The sequence below is a fragment of the Enterobacter sp. QK-SA4 genome (assembly GCF_056856775.1).
Genome location: NZ_JBXFXH010000007.1, coordinates 4,610,275 through 4,632,915, shown reverse-complemented (window position 1 = coordinate 4,632,915; position 22,641 = coordinate 4,610,275). Strand labels below are relative to the sequence as shown.

28 protein-coding genes are annotated in these 22,641 nt (G+C 50.8%); 12 read left to right on the top strand and 16 right to left on the bottom strand.

The window, feature by feature from the left end:
• Positions 1 to 178 precede the first annotated feature (178 nt).
• Together AC1VYI_RS23890 and AC1VYI_RS23885 are read right to left on the bottom strand one after the other, a co-directional pair.
• Positions 179 to 721, bottom strand: a complete 543-nt coding sequence (locus tag AC1VYI_RS23890; protein ID WP_045426554.1) for a hypothetical protein — start codon at positions 719 to 721, stop codon at positions 179 to 181.
• 166 nt (positions 722 to 887) lie between these two features.
• Complete coding sequence (locus AC1VYI_RS23885) at positions 888 to 1,268, bottom strand: hypothetical protein (protein ID WP_482883006.1); 381 nt, start codon at positions 1,266 to 1,268, stop codon at positions 888 to 890.
• Positions 1,269 to 1,391: 123 nt separating this feature from the next.
• Between AC1VYI_RS23885 and AC1VYI_RS23880 the strand changes: the two genes are divergently transcribed.
• From AC1VYI_RS23880 to AC1VYI_RS23870, 3 genes are all read left to right on the top strand, one after another.
• Positions 1,392 to 1,643 (top strand): helix-turn-helix domain-containing protein, encoded by a 252-nt coding sequence (locus tag AC1VYI_RS23880; protein ID WP_032175744.1) that lies wholly within the window; start codon positions 1,392 to 1,394, stop codon positions 1,641 to 1,643.
• An 85-nt stretch (positions 1,644 to 1,728) separates the two neighbouring features.
• On the top strand, positions 1,729 to 2,223 hold the full coding sequence (locus AC1VYI_RS23875) for a hypothetical protein (RefSeq protein ID WP_032175743.1): 495 nt from the start codon (positions 1,729 to 1,731) through the stop codon (positions 2,221 to 2,223).
• Positions 2,224 to 2,234: 11 nt separating this feature from the next.
• A complete protein-coding gene (locus tag AC1VYI_RS23870; protein ID WP_032175742.1) occupies positions 2,235 to 2,558 on the top strand; it encodes a hypothetical protein in 324 nt (107 codons plus the stop codon).
• Positions 2,559 to 2,751: 193 nt separating this feature from the next.
• Here the strand turns inward: AC1VYI_RS23870 and AC1VYI_RS23865 are convergent, their stop codons facing one another.
• Both AC1VYI_RS23865 and AC1VYI_RS23860 read right to left on the bottom strand, forming a co-directional pair.
• Positions 2,752 to 3,261, bottom strand: a complete 510-nt coding sequence (locus AC1VYI_RS23865) for a hypothetical protein (RefSeq protein WP_133166645.1) — start codon at positions 3,259 to 3,261, stop codon at positions 2,752 to 2,754.
• A 251-nt stretch (positions 3,262 to 3,512) separates the two neighbouring features.
• Positions 3,513 to 4,013, bottom strand: a complete 501-nt coding sequence (locus AC1VYI_RS23860; RefSeq protein WP_149010916.1) for a hypothetical protein — start codon at positions 4,011 to 4,013, stop codon at positions 3,513 to 3,515.
• A 141-nt stretch (positions 4,014 to 4,154) separates the two neighbouring features.
• Here AC1VYI_RS23860 and AC1VYI_RS23855 point away from each other — a divergent pair, with 141 nt between their 5' ends.
• Together AC1VYI_RS23855 and AC1VYI_RS23850 are read left to right on the top strand one after the other, a co-directional pair.
• Positions 4,155 to 4,352, top strand: a complete 198-nt coding sequence (locus AC1VYI_RS23855; protein ID WP_032175739.1) for a helix-turn-helix transcriptional regulator — start codon at positions 4,155 to 4,157, stop codon at positions 4,350 to 4,352.
• A gap of 157 nt (positions 4,353 to 4,509) precedes the next feature.
• Positions 4,510 to 5,571 carry a hypothetical protein gene (locus tag AC1VYI_RS23850; protein ID WP_139156526.1) on the top strand — a complete coding sequence of 354 codons (1,062 nt, stop codon included), beginning with the start codon at positions 4,510 to 4,512 and terminating at the stop codon, positions 5,569 to 5,571.
• 415 nt (positions 5,572 to 5,986) lie between these two features.
• On the opposite strand, the gene AC1VYI_RS23845 is transcribed toward AC1VYI_RS23850, so the two are convergent.
• Complete coding sequence (locus tag AC1VYI_RS23845) at positions 5,987 to 7,255, bottom strand: tyrosine-type recombinase/integrase (RefSeq protein WP_045426541.1); 1,269 nt, start codon at positions 7,253 to 7,255, stop codon at positions 5,987 to 5,989.
• A gap of 198 nt (positions 7,256 to 7,453) precedes the next feature.
• Complete coding sequence (locus AC1VYI_RS23840) at positions 7,454 to 8,317, bottom strand: YicC/YloC family endoribonuclease (protein ID WP_023309886.1); 864 nt, start codon at positions 8,315 to 8,317, stop codon at positions 7,454 to 7,456.
• Between the two features lie 125 nt (positions 8,318 to 8,442).
• On the opposite strand from AC1VYI_RS23840, the gene rph reads away from it, so the two are divergent.
• Positions 8,443 to 9,159, top strand: a complete 717-nt coding sequence (gene rph, locus AC1VYI_RS23835) for a ribonuclease PH (protein ID WP_010426431.1) — start codon at positions 8,443 to 8,445, stop codon at positions 9,157 to 9,159.
• Between the two features lie 67 nt (positions 9,160 to 9,226).
• The gene (pyrE, locus tag AC1VYI_RS23830) at positions 9,227 to 9,868 is read left to right on the top strand and encodes an orotate phosphoribosyltransferase (RefSeq protein ID WP_023309887.1); all 642 of its coding nucleotides are present in this window, start codon (positions 9,227 to 9,229) and stop codon (positions 9,866 to 9,868) included.
• A 40-nt stretch (positions 9,869 to 9,908) separates the two neighbouring features.
• On the opposite strand, the gene slmA is transcribed toward pyrE, so the two are convergent.
• The 3 genes from slmA to coaBC all read right to left on the bottom strand — a co-directional run bounded on the left by slmA (position 9,909) and on the right by coaBC (position 12,273).
• Positions 9,909 to 10,505: a nucleoid occlusion factor SlmA gene (slmA, locus tag AC1VYI_RS23825; protein ID WP_008502690.1), complete on the bottom strand. Its 597-nt coding sequence runs from the start codon at positions 10,503 to 10,505 to the stop codon at positions 9,909 to 9,911.
• Positions 10,506 to 10,625: 120 nt separating this feature from the next.
• Positions 10,626 to 11,084 (bottom strand): dUTP diphosphatase, encoded by a 459-nt coding sequence (gene dut / locus AC1VYI_RS23820; RefSeq protein WP_008502691.1) that lies wholly within the window; start codon positions 11,082 to 11,084, stop codon positions 10,626 to 10,628.
• Positions 11,062 to 12,273: a bifunctional phosphopantothenoylcysteine decarboxylase/phosphopantothenate--cysteine ligase CoaBC gene (coaBC, locus tag AC1VYI_RS23815; RefSeq protein WP_134867406.1), complete on the bottom strand. Its 1,212-nt coding sequence runs from the start codon at positions 12,271 to 12,273 to the stop codon at positions 11,062 to 11,064. The genes dut and coaBC overlap by 23 nt, the downstream gene beginning before the upstream one ends.
• 170 nt (positions 12,274 to 12,443) lie before the next feature.
• Here coaBC and radC point away from each other — a divergent pair, with 170 nt between their 5' ends.
• From radC to mutM, 4 genes are all read left to right on the top strand, one after another.
• Positions 12,444 to 13,112, top strand: coding sequence for a RadC family protein (gene radC / locus AC1VYI_RS23810; RefSeq protein ID WP_023309889.1), 669 nt, complete (start codon positions 12,444 to 12,446; stop codon positions 13,110 to 13,112).
• Positions 13,113 to 13,330: 218 nt separating this feature from the next.
• Positions 13,331 to 13,567, top strand: coding sequence for a 50S ribosomal protein L28 (gene rpmB, locus AC1VYI_RS23805; protein ID WP_002436699.1), 237 nt, complete (start codon positions 13,331 to 13,333; stop codon positions 13,565 to 13,567).
• 22 nt (positions 13,568 to 13,589) lie between these two features.
• Positions 13,590 to 13,757: a 50S ribosomal protein L33 gene (gene rpmG / locus AC1VYI_RS23800; RefSeq protein WP_003024094.1), complete on the top strand. Its 168-nt coding sequence runs from the start codon at positions 13,590 to 13,592 to the stop codon at positions 13,755 to 13,757.
• Between the two features lie 72 nt (positions 13,758 to 13,829).
• Positions 13,830 to 14,639: a bifunctional DNA-formamidopyrimidine glycosylase/DNA-(apurinic or apyrimidinic site) lyase gene (gene mutM / locus AC1VYI_RS23795; RefSeq protein WP_023309890.1), complete on the top strand. Its 810-nt coding sequence runs from the start codon at positions 13,830 to 13,832 to the stop codon at positions 14,637 to 14,639.
• 2 nt (positions 14,640 to 14,641) lie between these two features.
• Here mutM and coaD read toward each other — a convergent pair whose 3' ends face one another.
• From coaD to rfaQ, 7 genes are all read right to left on the bottom strand, one after another.
• A complete protein-coding gene (gene coaD / locus AC1VYI_RS23790) occupies positions 14,642 to 15,121 on the bottom strand; it encodes a pantetheine-phosphate adenylyltransferase (RefSeq protein WP_134866959.1) in 480 nt (159 codons plus the stop codon).
• A 3-nt stretch (positions 15,122 to 15,124) separates the two neighbouring features.
• Positions 15,125 to 15,895 carry a glycosyltransferase family 2 protein gene (locus tag AC1VYI_RS23785; RefSeq protein WP_023309892.1) on the bottom strand — a complete coding sequence of 257 codons (771 nt, stop codon included), beginning with the start codon at positions 15,893 to 15,895 and terminating at the stop codon, positions 15,125 to 15,127.
• Positions 15,895 to 17,169, bottom strand: coding sequence for a lipid IV(A) 3-deoxy-D-manno-octulosonic acid transferase (gene waaA, locus AC1VYI_RS23780; RefSeq protein ID WP_023309893.1), 1,275 nt, complete (start codon positions 17,167 to 17,169; stop codon positions 15,895 to 15,897). The genes AC1VYI_RS23785 and waaA overlap by 1 nt, the downstream gene beginning before the upstream one ends.
• Positions 17,170 to 17,235: 66 nt before the next feature.
• Positions 17,236 to 18,225, bottom strand: a complete 990-nt coding sequence (locus AC1VYI_RS23775; RefSeq protein ID WP_032661919.1) for a glycosyltransferase — start codon at positions 18,223 to 18,225, stop codon at positions 17,236 to 17,238.
• 11 nt (positions 18,226 to 18,236) lie between these two features.
• Positions 18,237 to 19,337, bottom strand: a complete 1,101-nt coding sequence (locus AC1VYI_RS23770; protein ID WP_045354735.1) for a glycosyltransferase — start codon at positions 19,335 to 19,337, stop codon at positions 18,237 to 18,239.
• 2 nt (positions 19,338 to 19,339) lie between these two features.
• Entirely contained in the window at positions 19,340 to 20,467 is a 1,128-nt protein-coding gene (locus AC1VYI_RS23765) for a glycosyltransferase family 4 protein (RefSeq protein ID WP_023309896.1), read from the bottom strand.
• Positions 20,464 to 21,534 carry a putative lipopolysaccharide heptosyltransferase III gene (gene rfaQ / locus AC1VYI_RS23760; RefSeq protein WP_134866958.1) on the bottom strand — a complete coding sequence of 357 codons (1,071 nt, stop codon included), beginning with the start codon at positions 21,532 to 21,534 and terminating at the stop codon, positions 20,464 to 20,466. Before rfaQ ends, AC1VYI_RS23765 begins: the two co-directional genes overlap by 4 nt.
• A 150-nt stretch (positions 21,535 to 21,684) precedes the next feature.
• Between rfaQ and AC1VYI_RS23755 the strand changes: the two genes are divergently transcribed.
• Positions 21,685 to 22,641, top strand: a complete 957-nt coding sequence (locus tag AC1VYI_RS23755) for a polysaccharide deacetylase family protein (RefSeq protein WP_134866957.1) — start codon at positions 21,685 to 21,687, stop codon at positions 22,639 to 22,641.

Sequence of the window (22,641 nt, the reverse complement as noted above, 5' to 3'; positions counted from 1 at the left end):
TCTACTTGATTGGTAGAAATTGATCAATTAATAAAATTTATTCCTGAGAGCTATGCCACTGATTAATATTCATATCAATGTCGAGATAATCTCCATGCAGGTAAATGATTTAACTGTCTGTCTGTAACCGCTGCGATCACTGGCGATAGATGTCATGCTCAACTCCTTCTCGTACAGGTCAGAATTCACGTTCAACAAAGTAAATTGCATCCGTCAGCAGCGTATGCCGTTTCAGCTCTGGCTGAATGGAGAAGGTGTCCCTGCGCTGACTATGTATCCCCAAGCTGTCAAACAAGAACAGCCGGGTGGAATCCGTGCGAATAACCACAGACCAGTGCCAGGTGGTGCCCAGAATCACCACGCGCTGCGCCTGATTTTCCGATGGTGCCAGCCAGTCGTTGATGTCGCTGAGAATCTGTCGGGTACGTCGGGAGCGGTAACGGAAAGGGGTATGAATATTGAGAGGATAATGTCGGGCGTAATGCCCTTTCAACAGGACATCACCAATCAGGTGGTCCATTTGCTCTTCATCCAAGCCAAGCGTCAGTAGATCAAATAAATCCCATCGTCGTTTATAGCTGCTAAGTAGGTGGTACATCAATTTTTCTCGCCGAACTCTGCCGTCATAAAGATAACTGAGGGTGTTAATCAGGCTGTAGATGCCACACAAGTAGTCATGCTGGCCCTGACGGGACGCATGGACGTCTCGGGGAAGTGTCATTGTAGTGATTCCAGAATAGGTGATGGCCGTGAACCAGCCAAGATGGGTTAATACAGTGGCTGAGTACGTAATGACTGCCACTATATTAATTATAGCAAAATCAAACAGTTAATTCAAATGATTCCTATTATCACTTATCCAACACAGTCAAGGCTTCCATCACTTATTACTGGTTAACGTCTCCTTCAGCCAGGTCCCTCGCAACCTGAGTCAGAGCCTGCTGTAAAAGTTTATCCCTGGAGGCCGGTTTCATTGTGCGAAACAGTTGTATCCACAGGTTAAGTTGCTCGTCTGCTGAGGCATCTGTCGCATCCCTCTCACTTTTCAGCGCCATCCCTGCCGCGCTGATATGGTACAGAAATCCCTTCCCACTCGTGCGTTTGCGGCGGATTTCCGGGTGCAGAGCTGTGAGTTTTTCCAGACGTAGCCGTGCCCCTTTCGCAGTGCCCGGCATCCCTTCCATTCCGGCAAACTGCTCTGCTGTTAGCCACTCTCCACTTTCTATCGCACCGATATCACTGGGCCCAGTCATCTGTTTATTACTCATAAAAATTTCACCTCTGATCAAAGCGTTAGTTAAATGAGCGCAAATAACCACAAAAAGGGAACTTGATAACTTCCCTTTGTTCGCTTTTAATATCTCCAGTACTAACAACCCGGAGTGAATACATTGAGTAACTCAACAGATTCGCAAAAAAAGCGAAGTAAGGGAAGTGCTGTTAACTGGCACCGGGCCGATATTATCGCGGCCCTGCACAAACAGGGGCTTTCTCTGTCTTCCCTCTCACGGCAGCATGGGCTGGCTTCACGGACACTAAATAATGCCTTCGAACGTCATTATCCACGGGCTGAAAAAATTATTGCAGACGCTTTGGGTACCACACCTGAATCCATCTGGCCTCAGCGCTATGGGGGAAAGTAAAGAAGTAAAACCGACAGATTCTGATATCACAAACCAGAACCAGTCTGACAACTACATGATTTTTAAGTATTAAGGACAGGAAATTATGAAAAAAACATTGATGGTCTCACTACCGAGTATCCTACTGCTTACATTATCAGCAGAAGCCAAAGTGTTACCGATCCAGTCATACAACGTCTTAACGGAGCAGTTCAGTCTTTTGAACACTTGCAGAGCTGAGGGATATATTGTCGATACAGCAGTACTTAAGCGGCTTGATAAACTCATCAAACGCTTTGAATACCAGGATGCCTCCGGTACCACAACCCGCATCACCCCGGCAATGGAGCAGGAATATCACAATCGAGCGGATATGGACGTACTGAATGCACGAATGCTTGGTCAGCAGGATCAGGCCTCCATTGTATGCAATAAAGTGCTTAAAGATTTCACTGACCGGTTCGATGAGCTTGAGGAAAAGATCTCAGCCACGAACTCGCCGCAAACCGAATCCCCTGCTTTAGCACCCGCCCCTACCGAGCCGGAAGACCGCCCGATGAAATGGGAAAACAGCCCGGTTCAGGGTATTCCAATTCAGTGAGGGGTAACACAATGAAGAAGCGTATTATTACTGCGCTACTCGTCACAACAGCATCCGCCCCGGCGCTGGCAACTTACCCGGCAAGCCAGCCTGCTCAGGCCGCAGAAGTGATGGTCAGGATGTGTCTACAGCAACGTACAGGCGTTGATAAGAAAACGGCGATCGGTAGAGTCTACGACACCGTAAGCGACTGGCCCATAGCCTCAACAACAGAGGTTGCTGCGGCTATGGATGAAGGATGGAAGTTCGCTGTACAGAATAGCGGGGCTCAGTGCGAGAAAATTTATCTCGTAATGATTGATATGCTGGCGGGGAAGACGCACCTAAAGGGCTGAACTAATGCTAACTATATTTCTTTGTTATTTTAAAGGATGCTAAAGCACTTAATATCTAATAAAGTAGAACACCGTCCTTTCAAATAAAAAAACCATACGGCAGCGATAATGTTTCTGACGTGTGGTTTTATTTCAGTTTTAATACTTCACTTTTGTGATGATATTTTCCGCCTAAGATATTGAATAGAGGTAATTACGTGTCACCATCCTTCCTAGAAAGATATACTGCAAGACTTAGTACTACAAGACTTAATGTAGCAAAAACCTGAACAAACACAATGTTTGTAATGAAAGGTGTATTTTGCCCACAAAAATTAAATGCATACCCCACATTCGTTAGCGTGCCAACACTCAACGACATTGTAACGGCATCATATACAGAATTTATTTGCGGTAATAGCATATATGCCGCCGCTGAATAAAAAAATATCTCTAAATAGCTAAATAGAGCTAACCGAATACGTTCATGTTTGTTTAACCCCGTAACGGATTCATGCTGCTGAAATATGTCACAAACAAAAGCATATGTGATCTCATAACTTCTAGAAATAAATCGAATAAAAGCTATACACATTAACGCTTTTGAATAAAAGTAATCATGAGCATATTCATAAACAAGAAAATTAAGCACCATGATAATAACACTAATACAAAAGTTAACCTTATTGTTTATATCCACATAATCTTTTAACTCTTCCTTCACTTTTTCACCCGTAACGTTTGCCTTTAGTCGGGATTTGAAGCGAAATGCCCACCAGTAATCAGGACTGATAAAAAATGTGCTTTCATGTCCATTCTGCCATCTTGCAATAGGAGGAGAAGAAAACTCTTTTCTGAACGGGTATAATATTCTCTTAATGATGTATGCAAATATTGAATATGTGATAAATGAGATAATAAAATATCTCATCCAAATATATACCCAATCCAATGACGTATATTCGCAAATACTAATCATGTATTTTTATCCAGATTAATAATAATCTTAGCTACCGTTGAAAATTCACTCATTTTTTTAACCTTGGCATCAGTCCACTCCCCGTCATCTATTATAATATCACCGTCTTTTTTACCTATTGAAAAAACGCTATTATTATTCAATTCCAACGCAACGGCCTTGACTGTTTTATCTTTTCTAACTCTCTCTTTGCATACCTTTTGATGAATTTCACGAATTATTTTTTCATTCTTATTTTTGACGGTAGAACATTGTTGCAAATAAGTGAATCCAATCAATTCTGCTATAACAAAACAACGTCCTTCAGTTGTTTTCAACATATCAACATCTAAAGCGGGAAACCCTCCTCCCCTGATAATTTCCTCAAGACATTTCTCCATATCTTTATGGATATAAATTTCCATTAACCTACCAAATTTTTTAACCAACGTATCACGCTGAATTTTTTTCCTGATCTTGGCAGCCTCACGCTTTTTTACCTGCGGGTTCCTCATCATACCTCCTACGACAAATGTACAGTTCGCCATTGACTATGTGACTGTCACAAATTCAAGGCGAACTGTCACGCTTCTTTTTCGAAAAATGAGAGAAATTGCATCTTGTAAATCCTGCTCCTCATTAACTGAAGGAGCACTTCGATGAACGAACTCAAATTGATCAAACGTCAGGCCGTACTGGAGCGCTGCGCCGTCAGCCGGGCAACGCTCTACCGAATGGTTGCAGCAGGCACATTCCCGCGTCCGGTATCGCTAACAGGAGGGCGTGCGGTGGCATGGTTGCAACACGACGTTGAGGCGTGGATTGCCTCCAGGGTACCCACAGGGCAGCGAAAGTAGCAGGTGGATGGCTTATGGGCGTGTTTTCAGCCCGTCTATAAGCCACATATGCGCCCACTTAGAACCATATTGCCACTGGGGAATATAACCAGTGAGAAGCATGTAATTGGATTAACTGATATAGCCACTCACGATGGTGGGTGGCATGGAGATAAACATGAATAATATCGACAATGGGAAGAAGTCATTAAAAATTGGGGTAAGCAAAGATGGGCACCCACTGAGAATGCGTGTGGATGCGATTACTATTGTAACCATGGCAGAAAACAAGAATGAGAGAATACTTATTAAACGTTGGGTTGAGAGTGTTTTTGAAGATCCAACGCCCTATTCTTTAAGACCTGCGACAATATCGAAGAATGGAAAAAAACTCTATCAAAAGGGGTTTGTTATATACTCTGGAAATACCATGCTGCTGAGGTTTGAATATAAACCAGTAAGAAGAAATGTTGGCAACATAAGAATGGAGTTTCGCCCTCAGCATTTGGATGAAAAGGGCATGGACAGCCTTATTCTTTGGATGGCTGAAAGTGGCCTCGGTGAGTTTATTTTCAAACTCTTAAAAAGAGCGTGGATTACACGCTTAGACGTGGCTCTAGATTTGTATAAGTGTACCCTTGAGGACTATTTTTTTGGGATGAAACGCTGCTATACAGGGAAAATGAACCTTGGCACGGAAACTAGGGGATTAACGCTGGGAACAGTAAATTCTCATATTCAGATGTCTATATATGAGAAAATTGATCTGTCTGATGCTGAGACATCCTTTAAAACAGTAAAAGCCGAGGGCAAAAACACTCTCAGCGTGGATCAGTTCGCGGGTTTCCTTCGTATCGAGGCCAGAATTCGCCCAAAAAGTATACCTCACTCAAAGCAGAGTAAGAATGCTCTGCTTCTGGCTGATATAGGCAAAGTAGAGAACCCGTATGAAGATCTACAGATCTATCAGAAAGGTTTGAACGAAACGCTGTATCTCACTGAGAGTCGCTTTAAATATGAAAAGGGGCATAATCTGGTGAAAAATAAACACGACTTTTTGAAGTCTGTTAATCTCAGGAAAATGCCGAAGCGTCTTGAGAATGTGTTCAGAATGTATGAATATGATCTTCTGAATAAGTCTGAAATATGGTGTGCTTGGCCCAGTTGCGTAGCTAAACTCGGCCTGTTAAGCAACGCGCCGTTGTGGGTCAACAGCAACAGAATACGCCGATTTGGTTAAACATACTCCAGATGCCCTTGTTACTCATACAGGGGCACTTAGGGCGCTGAATCATGACCATTGTTCATCGGTGAACGTTCGCGCCAAAATGGCCTTCAGACGAGCCTGTGAGTCATCAAAAATAGTTTCTGGCCCTGTATGAGTATTTTGTCATTTCACGGAGAGGCATATCCCCCCAGTAAAATTCATCGGTTACTTGCTAAATCTGTGCGCAGAAAGCGGCAACGACTCTTACAGGCACCCAGTTGTTAACGATAGTAGCCATATTGGCACGATACACAATTACCCAAGCAACCTCAGTATGGGGGATTCCTCACAGAACTAGTCGTGAGGACCGGAATTGCCTATTGCTCTGGGGTCATTCCAGTCTGTTAATCCCCTAACAAATCAATGAAACATTTTATCGCCGTACAGGCTAACTGATTTTTTTGTTGTTTTTTATCGGCATCACATTGTAATCCTCACCGCGTTCCAGTGAGGCCAGTAATGCTGCCCACTGCTCTAAGGCTGCTTTACGTTCTTGAAAATATTCATAACGGTTATAGATGCCTTCTACACCCTTGATACGGTGGTTTAAACAACGCTCTGCAACAACAGGGTCAACGCCTAAAGCAGCTAAGTGTGAGCGCCCTGTACGTCGGAAATCATGGATGGTGAAATTTGGTATATCAGGAAGGTTGCTGCGCACTTTTGCCAGTGCTACGGGCAGTGTACTTTCCTGTATATGAGGGATCATTCTGTGTTGCATTTTACGCGCAGGTAGCACCCACTGGCTATTGAGGGACATCTGGTGTAGTTCCTTCAACCATTCAACGGTTATCGCGGGTAAGGGGATATCGATAGCATCACCGTTCTTTACCCGTTCGGCAGGTAAATGCCAGACTGAGTTATTTAAATCAAATTCAGCCCACTGAGCAGCGCAGAGTTCCATTTTCCTACAGCAGAGTGCAAGCAGAAGTTTCATAGTCAGCTCGTTTTGCCGGGAAAATCCTTGAGTCACCCGCATGGCCTGAAAGAATTTAATCAATTCTTCTCTGCTCAGCCAGCGTTCACGGGATTTCTCCTTACCTCCAGCATCAGCGATCTCAAACGCTGTTGTGGGGTTACTCTCCAGCATATGGCGTTTGATACCATAGTTGAAAATGCGGCGGGTCCAGCGGAGGACATCATTAGCCACTGTAGGGGCGTTTCGTGCGATGATCTTCTGCAACATATCATCAATATGGCGGGGGCGAACATCTTCGATTTTAAGATGCCCAATACTAGGATTGATGTCTTTGTCGATACGACGGCGCAGGATATCTGGATGTTTCCAGTTCCCTAAGATCTGGCGTTCGAAGTACTCGTGGGCCAGATCTGAAACCTTCAACGCATTTTTTTGTTCTTCAATCTTTTTGATAGCCTCGGCCTTACGTTCCTGCTTTTCTCCTGCAACGTCATAGCCTAAGGCAACACGTGCGGAAAGCTCTTTCGCCGTTTCTCGCGCTTTAGCGAGTGAAAATTCAGAGTAGGTTCCAATAACCATTGCCCTCTGTTTCCCGACAAACCGATAGCGGAAACGCCAGAATGGTATAGCGTAGTTTTTAGGAAAGCATAGATACAAGCCATTGCCATCAGATCGACCATTAAATCGTTCCCCAGCCCTCACCCATGCTTTGATCTGAATGTCCGTTAGCTTTGCCATAATTCGTCCTCAATGAAGTTCTTACTGTGTACATAGATGTGCGTGTACATAACATGAGTATATACACAACTATGTACACGATAAATGTGCGCTGTATTGAGATCGTGTGAGATTCTATGGTATTAGAAAAGCCCGTTATTACACAGGCTTGTTGGTGTCGGTGAGATGTTGTGAGACTTAAAAAGTTTTTCTGAAATTTTACTCTATGTTTTGGATCTGCTCGCGCATCTGCTCAATCAGCACTTTCAGCTCAATCGCTGAATTCGTCACTTCTGCATTGATCGATTTAGACGCCAGGGTGTTCGACTCGCGGTTGAACTCCTGCATCATAAAGTCCAGACGGCGGCCCACAGCTTCTTTCTTCTTCAGAATGTTGTAGGTTTCTTTAACGTGCGCTTCCAGACGGTCCAGCTCTTCAGCGACATCAATACGCTGCGCCATCAGCACCAGCTCTTGTTCCAGACGGGTGTTTTCCAGCTGAACTTCCGCTTCTTCCAGTTTGGCGACAAGGCGCTCGCGCTGCCATTGCAGCACTTCTGGCATATGGGTGCGGACTTTCGCTACTTCGGTGCTCACGCCTTCAAGGCGCTGCTCAATCATCGCTTTCAGCGCCTGGCCTTCGGTTTCGCGGGCAACGATAAAGTCGTCCAGCGTGCCGTCGAGGGCTGCCAGGATTTCAGCGGCAATAGCATCCAGATCCTGCTCACCGGCCGCCATGACGCCAGGCCAGCGCAGAATATCAACCGGGTTGATTTCGCCTTCATCGCTCTGCATTTTGACCCAGTTCGCTGCATTCACGAGCTGTTTCGCCAGTTTTTCGTTGAGGATGAGCTCGCCCTGTGCGCTGGCATCGGGCTCAAAGCGCAGGTTACATTCCACTTTTCCGCGCGTCAGACGCGTACGGATACGTTCACGTACGACAGGCTCAAGGCTGCGGAACTGCTCCGGCATACGGAAATACGTTTCCAGGTAACGCTGGTTTACCGAGCGCATTTCCCATGTGGCGCTACCCCAGCTACCCTTGATTTCACGCCGGGCGTAGGCGGTCATACTGCGGATCATAGACATTCCCGTTTTTAAAGGAGAGATGGGGGGATTATAGCTTTCGGGGGCTTCTCAGGATAGGAATAAGCGTCCTTTATCCGTATAATGCGCAGCCACATTCGTTTCAAGCCGGAGAATCCATCATGCGTCCATCAGGTCGTAGCGCCAATCAGGTGCGTCCCGTCACCCTGACCCGTAACTATACAAAACACGCTGAAGGCTCCGTGCTGGTTGAGTTTGGTGACACTAAAGTTCTGTGCACCGCCTCCATCGAAGAAGGCGTTCCGCGCTTCCTGAAAGGTCAGGGCCAGGGCTGGATCACCGCTGAATACGGCATGCTGCCGCGTGCGACCCATACCCGTAACGCCCGTGAAGCGGCGAAGGGTAAGCAGGGCGGGCGTACCATGGAGATTCAACGTCTGATCGCGCGTGCGCTGCGCGCCGCCGTTGACCTGAAAATCCTCGGCGAATTCACCATTACTCTCGATTGCGACGTGATTCAGGCTGACGGCGGTACGCGTACGGCGTCGATTACCGGTGCCTGCGTGGCGCTGGCCGATGCCCTGAACAAGCTGGTTGCGGCCGGCAAGCTGAAAACCAACCCAATGAAAGGCATGGTTGCGGCGGTTTCTGTCGGTATCGTTAATGGTGAAGCGCTTTGCGATCTGGAATACGTTGAAGATTCCGCAGCAGAAACCGACATGAACGTGGTGATGACCGAAGACGGTCGCATCATTGAGGTGCAGGGCACGGCAGAAGGCGAGCCGTTCACCCACGAAGAACTTCTCTCCCTGCTGGCGTTGGCCCGAGGGGGAATCGAATCCATTGTAACGACGCAGAAAGCGGCGTTAGAAAATTGATTTTAAAGGCGACCAATGAGTCGCCTTTTTTTTGCCTGTAAGACAGAAAAACCAAAGGAGCAAATCCATGAAATCGTATCAGCGCCAGTTTATTGAGTTTGCGCTTAACAAGCAGGTACTTAAGTTTGGCGAATTTACGCTGAAATCCGGGCGTAAGAGTCCCTATTTCTTCAACGCCGGGCTGTTTAATACCGGGCGCGATCTGGCACTGTTAGGCCGTTTCTATGCCGAAGCGCTGGTGGATTCCGGGATTGATTTTGACCTGCTGTTTGGCCCGGCCTACAAAGGCATTCCGATTGCGACCACCACCGCGGTGGCGCTGGCGGAACACCATGACCGCGACGTGCCCTACTGCTTTAACCGCAAAGAGGCTAAAACCCACGGCGAAGGCGGGAATCTGGTCGGCAGCCCGCTGCAGGGCCGCGTCATGCTGGTCGATGACGTAATCACTGCGGGCACGGCGATCCGCGAATCGATGGAAATTATCCAGGCCAACGGTGCGACGCTGGCTGGCGTGCTGATTTCGCTGGATCGTCAGGAGCGTGGCCGTGGCGAGATTTCCGCTATTCAGGAAGTGGAGCGTGACTATAACTGCAAAGTGACGTCGATTATTACCCTGAAAGAGCTGATTGCGTATCTGGAAGAGAAGCCTGAAATGGCGGACCATCTGGCAGCGGTAAAAGCGTATCGCGAAGAGTTCGGGGTGTAATTAAATTGCCCGGTGGCGTTACGCTTACCGGGCTTACAGATTACTGCAACTGAGCAGCCACTAACGGCCAGCGGGCGTCAAAATCGTCCGTTGGACGGTATTTAAATTCGCTACGCACAAAGCGGGAGAGCATCCCTTCACAAAACGCCAGGATCTGGCTCGCCAGCAGAGTCTCATCAATACTGTAACCTTCGCCTTCACGCATTTTCTTCTCGCGCAGAACCTGGCGCAATTGCGCTTCAATACGCTCGAAAAGCTGGTTAATGCGACCCTGCAGTCTGTCCTGTTCAAACATCAGCGCGTGGCCGGTGAGAATGCGGGTTAAGCCCGGATTGCGTTCACCGAAGCCCAGGATTAACAGCACAATCAGACGCAGACGCGCGGTGGTGTCTTTTTCGTCTTTCAGAATCAGGTTGATGCGCGTAATCAGGCTGTCTTCAATAAACTCGATCAGGCTGTCGAACATCCGGGTCTTGCTCGGGAAATGACGGTACAGCGCCGCCTCAGACACGCCTACAGAGGCGGCCAGTTTAGCGGTGGTGATGCGTTGACTGCCATCGCTGGATTCAAGCATCAGAGCCAGAGATTGAAGTATTTCTTCGCGACGATTCCTTTTCGCAGTTTGTTTTTCTGCCATGTTACAAAATACCCCTGAAAATAAGCACTTGCCAGGCTGGCATCCACACAGCGACCGCAAACGGGCGTTTGCGGTTTGTTATTGCATTATAACGCTGTGAGATACGTGTCTTTCGGGCCGTTATTTGCGCCCGGAATGGCCGAAGCCGCCTTCGCCACGGTCGGTGGCGTCAAAGTCTGCCACCAGGTTAAATTCTGCCTGTACCACCGGTACAAAGACCATCTGGGCGATACGCTCGCCCGGTTCAATGGTGAAGCTGTCCTGACCGCGGTTCCAGACGGAGACCATCAGCTGACCCTGGTAGTCGGAGTCGATCAGGCCCACCAGGTTACCCAGCACAACGCCGTGCTTATGGCCCAGACCAGAACGCGGCAGGATCACCGCTGCCAGAGACGGGTCAGCAATGTGAATTGCCAGGCCAGTTGGAACCAGGGTAGTGGCACCCGGAGCCAGTTCTACGGCGTCATCGAGACAGGCGCGCAGGTCAAGACCGGCAGAACCGGAGGTGGCATATGTTGGCAGCGGGAATTGCTCGCCAACACGCGGGTCCAGAATCTTAACGTCGATTTTTTTCATCATAACGGGTAACGATCTCGTCCAGTAATTGTTGGCCCAGGAGTTCCTTGCGCTCAAGCGGTAAGACTTTATCTCCATCCTGCCAGAAAAGGTGCAGTGCGTTGCTGTCGCTGTTAAATCCTTGTGTGGCCAGCGATACGTCGTTCGCGCAAATCAAATCGAGGTTTTTGCGGGTACGTTTTTGCCGGGCATATTCTTCCACATTATTCGTTTCTGCGGCAAACCCAACAACGTATGGACGATGGCTTTTTAGTGCGGCGACGCCGGCAACAATGTCCGGGTTTTTCACCATTTTTAGTGTTAATTCATCGCCTTGCTTTTTAATTTTAGCCTCGGCGATCGTCTCGGCACGATAGTCTGCGACGGCCGCACAGCCGATAAAAATCTGCTGGCTTTGCGCATGTGCCTGCACGGCGGCTTCCATCTCCAGCGCGGTAGTCACGTCAATTCGCTTCACAAACGCAGGGGTAGGCAGCGATACCGGGCCGCTCACCAGCGTGACGTTCGCGCCACGCCTTGCGGCGGCGGCGGCAATCGCGAAGCCCATTTTGCCGGAGCTGTGGTTGGTGATGTAGCGCACCGGATCCAGCGGCTCGCGCGTGGGGCCCGCGGTAATCATGATGTTGAGATGTTGCAGATCGTTGACAGGCGAAAAATGGGCAGCGGCCATATCAACAATCGTCAGCGGATCAAGCATGCGACCCGGGCCAACGTCGCCGCAGGCCTGGCTGCCGCTGTCCGGACCCCAGATAAGCAGGCCGCGTGAGGCCAGCGTCTCGAGATTGTGCTGGGTGGCCGCGTTACGGTACATCTGCTGGTTCATGGCAGGAACGACGGCAACTGGAGCTGACGTGGCCAGACAAATGGTGGAGACCAGATCGTTTGCCATACCGGCCGCCACCCGAGCGATTAAATCAGCCGTGGCGGGGGCGAGGATAACCAGGTCTGCCCATTTACCCAGCTCAATATGGCCCATCGCGGCTTCGGCGGCCGGATCGAGCAGGCTGTCAGATACCGGGTATCCTGAAACGGCCTGCAGGCTCAGAGGAGTGATAAAGGCTTTACCGCCTTGGGTTATCGCGACCCGCACGTCAGCTCCGCGCTCGCGCAGACGACGCACCAGCTCCGGCGCTTTATAAGCAGCAATGCCGCCGCTCACGCCAAGAACGATTTTTTTACCGGCCAGGCTCATCATGATTCTTTCCTGTTGGGTTTCACCAGAGAGCGGGCATTTTATCACAATCCCCAAAGCGGAGTGATTTTGTCCTTCGTCCACTTTGCGAGGCGCTACGCAAGAACGCAATGTGGCCGTCGAGCGACGGATTGGCCTGTGGCAGCATGAAGTTAAAAAGGAGAAAGAGCATGGAAGAAGAGGATGAGGAGCTGCTGCCGCGCGAAAAACTGCTGCGCTATGGCGTCACCCTGTTAAAAGACGATGAACTATTGGCGCTCTTTTTACGTACCGGAACGCCCGGAAAAACGGTATTTACGCTGGCAAAAGAGCTGATAGCACATTTCGGTTCACTGTACGGTTTATTGACCGCCGACCTGGCGCAGTTTAAGCACGTTGAGGGGATTGGCGTGGCGAAATATGCCCAGCTGAGGGGCATTGCTGAACTTGCCCGCCGTTTTTACAATGTCCGCATGGAGAAGGAAGATCCGATCCTGACGCCAGAAATGACGCGCGAATTCCTGCAAAGCCAGTTAACCGATATTGAACGCGAGATCTTTATGGTGATCTTTGTCGATAACAGAAATCGGGTGCTGAAACATAGCTGTCTCTTTGCGGGCACGTTGAGCCACGTTGAGGTGCATCCGCGTGAAATTGTGCGGGAAGCGATAAAAGTGAATGCAGCGGGCGTGATCCTCGCGCATAATCACCCCTCTGGCTGTGCAGAACCGAGCAGAGCGGACAAAGAAATCACCGAACGCATTATCAAATGCTGTCAATTCATGGACATTCGTGTACTGGACCATCTGATAATTGGCCGCGGTGAGTACATTTCTTTCGCAGAACATGGCTGGATTTAGGCTATTTCTCGCGATCCATCGGGATCTTTGTCTGTTCGGGACTTGAGCACACCGCCGAGTCAGCGTATACTACGCCACCTTTGAGAATCTCGGGTTTGGCATTTGGGCCTGGCAATCGAGAGTTCACTTAGAACTATGCGATGACCGGGCTGTAAAGCCTGACGAGGCGCCGATACCCCATACGAAGCTCGAGCTAATTTGATTTTTGGAGAATAGACATGTCCCGAGTCTGCCAAGTTACTGGCAAGCGTCCGGTGACCGGTAACAACCGTTCCCACGCACTGAACGCGACTAAACGCCGTTTCCTGCCGAACCTGCACTCTCACCGTTTCTGGGTTGAGAGCGAGAAGCGTTTTGTCACCCTGCGCGTATCTGCTAAAGGTATGCGTGTAATCGATAAGAAAGGCATCGATACAGTTCTGTCCGAACTGCGTGCCCGTGGCGAAAAGTACTAAGTACTTAAAGAGGAAATAAATCATGGCTAAAGGTATTCGCGAGAAAATCAAGCTGGTTTCTTCTGCTGGTACAGGTCACTTCTACACCACCACGAAGAACAAACGTACTAAGCCGGAAAAACTGGAACTGAAAAAATTCGATCCAGTTGTACGCCAGCACGTACTGTACAAAGAAGCTAAAATCAAATAATTTTAGTCTCCTTGTATCGAAAAACCCCGCAACTGCGGGGTTTTTTGCATTCTGAATCTCAACGGAGGAACCATGCCTGAATTACCTGAGGTAGAAACCAGCCGTCGCGGCATTGAGCCCCATCTGGTCGGCGCAACGATTCTTCACGCGGTGGTCCGCAATGGACGTCTGCGCTGGCCGGTGTCCGATGAGATCCACGCGTTAAGCGATAAACCCGTCCTTAGCGTACAGCGCCGCGCTAAATACCTGCTGCTGGAGCTGCCCGACGGCTGGATTATTATCCACCTGGGAATGTCCGGGAGCCTGCGCATTCTTACCGAAGAACTGCCTGCGGAAAAGCATGACCATGTCGATCTGGTGATGAGCAACGGCAAAGTGCTCCGTTACACCGACCCAAGGCGCTTTGGCGCGTGGCTGTGGACGAAGGAGCTGGAAGGGCATAACGTGCTGGCGCATCTGGGCCCGGAGCCGCTCTCAGACGCGTTTAACGCGGAATACCTCAAGGCGAAGTGTGCGAAGAAGAAAAGCCCGATTAAGCCCTGGCTGATGGATAACAAGCTGGTGGTCGGCGTGGGGAATATCTACGCCAGCGAATCCCTGTTTGCGGCCGGGATCCATCCCGATCGGCTGGCCTCTTCGCTGTCGGCGCAGGAGTGCGAGCTGCTGGTCCGGGTGATTAAAGCCGTATTACTTCGCTCGATTGAGCAGGGCGGGACAACGTTGAAGGACTTCCTGCAAAGTGACGGCAAGCCGGGCTATTTTGCCCAGGAGCTGCAGGTGTATGGCCGTAAAGGCGAACCGTGCAGAGTCTGCGGCACGCCCGTTATTGCCACGAAGCACGCCCAGCGCGCCACGTTCTACTGCCGTCAGTGCCAGAAATAAGGCTACTTTAACTTTTCCATCAATGCCTGATGGACGTTAGTCGGCAGAAAATGGGTGACATCGCCGTGATGACGCGCCACCTCTTTTACCAGCGTGGAAGAGATAAACGACCACTCTTTGGAGGGCATCAGGAACACGCTCTCCAGCTCCGGCATCAGGTGGCGGTTCATGTGCGCCAGCTGCATCTCATACTCGAAGTCTGCCACCGCGCGTAAACCACGGATAAGAATGTTTGCCTGCTGAGCGCGGGCGAAGTTAGCCATCAGGTCGCTAAACCCGACCACCTCAACATTCGGCAGGTGCGAAATAGCATCGGTGGCGAGCTGCACGCGCTCGGGGAGGTCAAACATCGGCTTTTTGCTGGGGCTGGCGGCAATGGCCAGGATCACCTTGTCAAACATGCACGCCGCACGGGTGATGATATCAAGATGACCGTTGGTGATCGGATCGAAGGTACCCGGATAAATCGCTTTTGTGCTCATGGCTCACGTTTTCTCTGAGTAGCCGCGGCAGAGCGCCCACAGCTCGGTGTATTTGTTGAAAGTATACTGGGCATTCACTACCGCGAGTAACCAGCCCTGCTTGCCGTCCAGCACGCCACCACGCAGCAGCAGCGTTTTCAGAAACGCGCCCAGCGTGTGGGTGAAGATTCCCGTCAGCGAGGCCTTCTTGCCGCGCTGGTGACGCTCCTGCGCCCATGCGGTGGCATAGTTGAGCTGTTTACGCTGGAAGCTCGCGAAATCACGGCAGGTCAGGTGCAGCAAATCGCCCTTCAGGGGGATGACCTGAGCGCTATCGCAGCTCAGGGATTCATGCACCAGATTGTCGTTGTACTGATACCGCTCGCGCTCGTAGAGGCGCATCACGCGGTCAGGATACCAGCCGCTGTGGCGCATAAAACGGCCAAGGAAGTAGTTGCGGCGGGCAATGCTGTACACGGCGCCAGGCTGGGGCGAGGAAAGTACAGCCTGAATGGCCTGCTGAAGCTCCGGCGTGATGCGTTCGTCGGTGTCGAGCATCAGGACATAATCACCTGTGGCATACCCCTGTGCGCGCTGGCGCTGGATGCCGTAGCCTTGCCAGTCAGCGTCGACAAAGACGTTTGCGCCCGCTGCCCGGGCAACATCCACCGTGTTGTCCGTACTTCCGGAGTCAAGAATGACTATCTCGTCAGCCCAGGCAACCGACGCCAGGCAATCCGGAAGCAGGTCGGCGGCGTTTTTGGCGATCATGACGACCGACAGACGCGTTGACATCAGTGGCTCCGCTGGGGCAGATATGGTTGCAGAAGCTGCAGCAGTCGGGTCAGTGCGCCCTGGTTCTGGTGCAGCACTTCGACGGCATGACGCCCGTACCACAGGCGATAATCTTCGTCAGTCAGAAGGGTCGATACCTCTTTAACCACCGAATCCGCATCGGTCACGGTAATTAAACCATCGGCCTGCTGTAATTTCGCGCAGATATCTTTGAAGTTAAACGTGTGCGGCCCCATCAGTACCGGAATGGCGTGGGCTGCCGGCTCCAGCGGGTTATGACCGCCACGCTCCACCAGGCTGCCACCGACAAACGCGAGATCAGCAATGCCGTACAGCAGCATCAGCTCGCCCATCGTATCGCCAATCACCACCTGGGTGCTGCCGGAAGGGATTTCACCGCTGCTGCGCAGCGTGAAGCTGAAGCCGCCTTTCTGGACCATTTCACGGGCATCTTTAAAACGCTCCGGATGGCGAGGCACGAGGATCAGCAGTAAATCAGGGAATTTTTCCAGCAGCTTGCGGTGAGCCTGCAGGATGATCTCTTCTTCGCCATCATGGGTACTGGTCGCAATCCAGACCTGACGACGCGGGGCCCACTGGCGACGCAGCGTGATCGCACGGGCGGCGAGTTCAGGGGTAACGGAAATATCGAACTTCAGGCTGCCCGTTACCGCAAGCTGGTTGCGTTTCAGGCCCAGAGAGATAAAGCGCGCCGCGTCCTCTTCGTTCTGCGCGGCAATCAGCGTGATTTTGCCCAGCAGGCGGCGCATAAATTTACCCAGCTTGCCGTAACCTTTCGCCGAGCGCTCTGACAGGCGCGCGTTGGCAATGACCAGCGGGATTTTACGGGCATGCAGAGCGGAAATCATGTTCGGCCACAGTTCGGTTTCCATCACGATCACCAGCTTCGGGCGAACGGTGTTGAGGAAACGATTCATGGCGCAGGGCAGATCGTAAGGCAGATAGACGTGCTGCACGTCTTTGCCGAAAGCGGATAACGCGCGCTCCGAGCCGGTTGGCGTCATCGTCGTGACGGTGATTGGCAGCGAAGGGTAGCGGTGACGCAGGGCGCGAACCAGCGGGATCGCCGCCAGCGTTTCACCGACAGAAACGGAATGCAGCAAAATACCGTCCGGTACGACTTTATTGCGGCAGAAGCCATAGCGTTCAGCCCAGCGTTTACGATACGCAGGCGCTTTCCGGCTACGAAGCAACAGTCTCAGCCACACCAGTGGCTGAATGATGTAGAGCAGAGCGGTATACAACAATTCCAAGCGATTATCCGTTTTTTTAGTTTCGGCGGGCAAATTCTAAGCATTTAGGCCAGGTAAAGCTATCTCTTATGCCAGATACCGTTTCAAACGGAAATAACGTCGACCCAGCCGCCAGCGCAGACGCGGACTTTTTGCACTTTTCCAGATGAGTTTCCAGATGCCTGTTTCGAAGAACTCTTTAATAATCATTGATTTCTTCTTCTCATCCTTCATGTTGTCGAAGGTGTGAATAATGCCCAACCCCTCTTTGGCAATTTGCCAGTGGCAGGCAGGGATCCCTTTCACTTTATCCGGGTAGCGCTGATTGATGGCGTCGAGCATCTGCAGGATTTTCATGTAGTGACGCGCGGAGCGAATTAGCGTGTCGTCATTGTCCGGCATATGGGACACCGATGCAGAGTGAATGTAGTAGTCGTAATAACGTTCACTGGTGTACTGAACCCGCTCTGCCGCAAGCAGCACTTCGGTGGTCCACGGAATATCCTGATGGCGCAGGCCGGGTTCGAAATGGAAACTGTGTTTACGGATAAAGTCGTGGCGATAGATGTTCAGCCAGGTGACGTGAAGGAATTTACGTGAATCCAGCGCCATTTTTAACCACGCAGGGCCAGCCATGACCCCTGTGGAAGCCAGTTTGTCTTCAGGGAAGATCGGGCGTGAGGGTTTTTTGTTGTTCTCCCAGACGTAGTTCCCGTTACAGGTGGCGACATCCAGATCCTGCGTGACGGCCATATCCAGCAGGCGCTGGTACATGCCGGGTTTAAAGACATCATCAATATCCGGGAAAGAGAGATATTGACCCGTCGCAACGGCCAGACCGGTGTTACGCGCGATGGATACGCCCTGGTTTTGCTGTTCTATAACCTGCATCTGCGGTAGTTTTTCTCGCCATTTTTCGACGATCTCCATCGAGCGGTCAGTAGAGCCGTCATTGACAATGATGACTTCCATGCTGTCGATGCGTTGATTGACAAGGCAGGTAAAGAACTGATCCAGGAAAGCTTCACCGTTATAAACGGCAACCACCACGCTTAACAATGGGGCAGAATTTTGCATAAGAAACCTGATTATTTTTGATTGTCGACCAGAGCAATATATTGCTGGCAAATGGCACTGATACCGAACGACGCGATGGTTGCATCGCCAACGACCGGCGGGGTGGTATAAATATCCGCCAGCGTTTTTGCCAGTGACGCGTCATTTAACTCTGCCAGCCCGCGCGCTAAGGCTCCGGTGAGGATTTCAGCAGGGCCTCCGGGGCAATTTGTACTGACCGGTGGCGTCTGGCAGATAATGGCTTCGACCAGCACATTACCAAAACCTTCGCAGTCAGAACTTAACACTAAAAGGCGTGCCCCTTTAATCCAGGGATAGGGATTGGAGTCGAACGGGCGGAAAACCGTTTTGTTTTCAATACCCAGCTCGGCTGCAAGCTGCTTGAGTTTGCGAATTTGAGCGTCAGAGCCATTGCCCATCATGACCAGCGTGGTGTCAATTTTGCTCAGGGCGAACGCACGTAAGAGTCGGTCGTGGCGTTTGTGCTCATGGAAGCGGCCAACATGAATAATGTAATCCTTTCCCTGCATTTCGAAAGGCGCATCCGCCAGACGCTGAATTTCAGGAATATCAAAAGGATTATGGATAACCGCTTTGCGTCGAAGATTGAGCGCCAGCGTCTCGGAAAGATCTTTCAACACGGCGCCTGAGACGGCGACAACGTTGCGGTTTTCGTAGGTATGACGAATTTTAAGATGTTTAAACCAGCGCGAAAGTCCGCTGCGATGGCGAAGATAGGAAAACGAGAACATGCCGTGCACGCAGAACCAGACTTTGTCACGTTCCAGCGCGCGGCAGTGCGCCACAATGCGGTCTGTCTTGTGCAGGTGAGAGAACACCACATCAAATTTACCGCTGCGCTCAGCTCGCTCAATCGCCTGATCAAGCAGTTGGGCGCGGCGTGGGATCTCCGTCAGCTTTCGCCACGGTTTTTTACATGTGTCCTGAACAACCTGATAATCGATGCCTTCCGGGATGGCGTAGTCGCACACTTTCCGCAGAGAGAATAGAGAGACCTGATGCCCCATTTCTATTAACCCGCGGGAGAGTGTAAGAACCGTTTTTTCGGCTCCTCCACCGGGTAAACCATCAATAATCATTAGGATGCGCATTTTTAATCCAGTAATTTTTGATAAAGCGTAATAAGCTGACTTGATAGTTTTTCGGGAGTGGCGTCTTTTACACGTTCACGTGCCGCTCGTCCCATATTGTTATTTTTTTCCAGTGAAGGGATAGCGGCTACCGCTTCCTTCAATGTACTGATATCAAGTGCGTCACAATAAAATCCGTTCTGGCCTTGTTGAATAAATTCTGCACCACCGCAACTCTCTGAAGTAATGACGGGCAAGCCGCAGGCCATCGCTTCAAGAATGACGTTAGGAAAGGGATCATACAGCGTTGGCAACAGTAAACCATCGGATAGCTGATAAAAAGGCAGAGTTTCTTTTTGCATCCCCAGGAAACGGATTTGCCCCTCGCAGCCTAACGAACGGGCGAGGTCGCGATAACGACGTTCTGCTTTATCTTGCCCAACCACAATCAGCCAGGCAGATGTTCCAGCAATAGCGCGTATGGCGCTGGCTAATCCTTTTCGTTCAAACCCTGAGCCTACAAAACAGAACACAACGGCATCGGCTGGCAAACCAAATTGTTGGCGCAAAATCGCACGCTGTGCCTCCTGGGCCGGAACGAAGCGGCTGGAATCAATTGAATTATAAATCACATGAATTTTCTTTGCGTCAATATCAAAGTCTTCAACGATTTCGCGTTTGATCATCTCCGCATTACAGATTACGGCTTTTAACTCAGGCGCCTGATACATTTCCCGTTCCGCACGCATCACATAGCGGTGATAGCGGTCATACATCAGCATTTGCGCACGCCAGGCAGGTAAAATGCGCGCGCGCTGCAGCAGCCAGCGACGATGCACCCCATCACCCGCGCGATAAATATCACACCCCGGGATGCGCTCATGGCTTTGAACAATATCAAACTGCTGTTGCTGCCACAGCGCGCGCGCGGCCTGTGCAAATCCGCGTTCTCGACTGATGCGGCCCCATTTTTGAGGGTTGCAAATGTGGATATGCCAGTCGTCCTGCTTCTCTCCCTGCCACTCGCGCGTGATGACGTTGAGCTCAAGGTTCTGATTGCTCAGCGCGGTGAGAGCGCGCGAAACGAAGCGTTCCGCCCCGCCATCAGGGCGATATTTTTGGCGAACAATGGCCAGACGATGGTGTTTCATGACAGATATCTCCTTGCGGCGGAGACGACAGCATCAACGGGAATGGCGTCGAGATAGCGTTCTTTCGTTTTGGTATCAATGGCATCCGGATCGGGTAGCGGGCCGTAATCGCCGGCCCAGATCACTTCCCCTTTAACCTGCCACGGTGACCAGAACGTCAGTTTTGATGGACCAAACAATGCCACGCAGGGCGTTTGAAGCGCGGCGGCCATATGCATTGGAACGGAGTCAACGCCAATAAAAAGACACGCATGATCGATGAGTGAGGCCAGCTGGCGCAACGTTAGCTGGCCCGCCAGAGAGACGACCCCCGTCTTCGGCGAGGCGGCGAGAATGCGATCGATCATCGCCAGCTCTTTTTTATCCGGCCCCGCGGTGAGCACAACCGTATGGCCCTCCTGCTGCAGTGCAGAAATGGTTTGCGCCATTTTGTCTTCGCTCCAGCATTTAAAGAACCAGCGGGACGTTGGTTGGATCACGATATAGCGCTCGCCCACACCCGTCTGCGTCAGCCTTTGACGGGCATAATCCCAGTCCTCTGCGGCGTAGGCCATGGTGACGGCAGGCTGCGGCGCGACAGGTAATGGCCCCAGAATGGAGAGATTCTGCTCGACCGTATGCAGGGATTTGTGGCCGTCGACAGAGACCAGATCGGTGTGACAAAAACGCCAAAAGGCACTATTGCGTTTGTTAAACGCAAATCCGAGGCGAACGGGTGCGCCGGTAAAACGAGTGACGATCGCGCTACGCCATTGATCGGCCAGGTTAATGACCAGATGATAATGCTGATTTCTTAACGCACACAGTAGCTGCCACTCTTTTTGAAGATGCTTCAGCGTGCCCAGCTGCTTCCATTTACGATCGATTCCATAAATTGTACCGATCGCCGGATGCGCGGCGAGCATATCGCGCGTTTCTTCATACAGCAGGACATCAATTTGCGCCTGCGGCCATTTTTGACGTAATGAATCAATGACGGGAGTGGTCAGCAACATGTCGCCATGATGGCGGAGTTTGATAAGTAAAATGCGCAAATCAGGTGTGTTAGGTAAGTTATTCATCATCATCTTATCGGCGTTGTACTGATGGCAATTCTAATAGACCTGATAGCGACTTGCACTCTTTCTCCATAATCTCAGTAATTTCCCAGGAAGGGTTTACTCACGCTTTGGAGAGTGCGTAACATAGCGCTAACTTTCCTGTCTTGCGGACTCATTATGAACAAACCAGCGTTTATCATCACAATTGATACTGAGGGCGATAATCTCTGGCAAAATCACCGCGTCATTAAAACGGAAAACGCGCGCTATCTGGCGCGGTTCCAGGCGCTTTGTGAGCGTTTCGGCTTTAAGCCCGTGTGGCTGACCAATTACGAGATGGCGATCGAGCCCGTTTTCATCGAATTCGCCAGGGACGCGATCGCCCGCGGTCAGGGCGAGGTGGGAATGCACCTTCACGCATGGAATAGCCCGCCGGAACACGATCTCACGGGAGATGACTGGCGCTGGCAGCCTTATCTGATTGAGTTTTCGGATGAGGTGATGCGCGAGAAAGTGCTGTTTATGACCCGCCTGCTGGAAGAGACCTTCCAGACCAAAATGTTAAGCCACCGTGCCGGACGTTGGGCATTTGACAGTCGCTACGCAAAATTGCTCGTTGAACTGGGTTACCAGGTTGATTGCTCCGTGACGCCACGCGTGAACTGGCGCAACGCGAAGGGCGCCCCGCAGGGTAATGGCGGAACGGATTATCAGCATTTCCCTGACCACGCCTATTTCATGGATTTAGACAATATTTCCCAGGCAGGCGATAGTCCATTACTCGAAGTGCCGATGAGCATTCAGTATAAACACCCGGCGTGGTTGAACACCATCAAACAGGGTTACGACAGGCTTCGCGGTAAATACCGCTCCCCCTCTGTGAACTGGCTAAGACCGTCCGGTGGGAATGCGGCGCAAATGATTCAGGTTGCACAGCAATGCCTGTCTCAGGGAAGTGAGTACGTGGAGTTTATGCTTCATTCGTCAGAATTTATGCCGGGCGGAAGCCCCACGTTTAAAGATGAGGCGGCGATCGAAGGGTTGTATCAGGATTTAGAAGCGCTCTTTAGCTGGTTATCCGACAAGACGGTCGGGATGACGCTGGCGGAGTTTTATCAATACAAGAAAAAATAA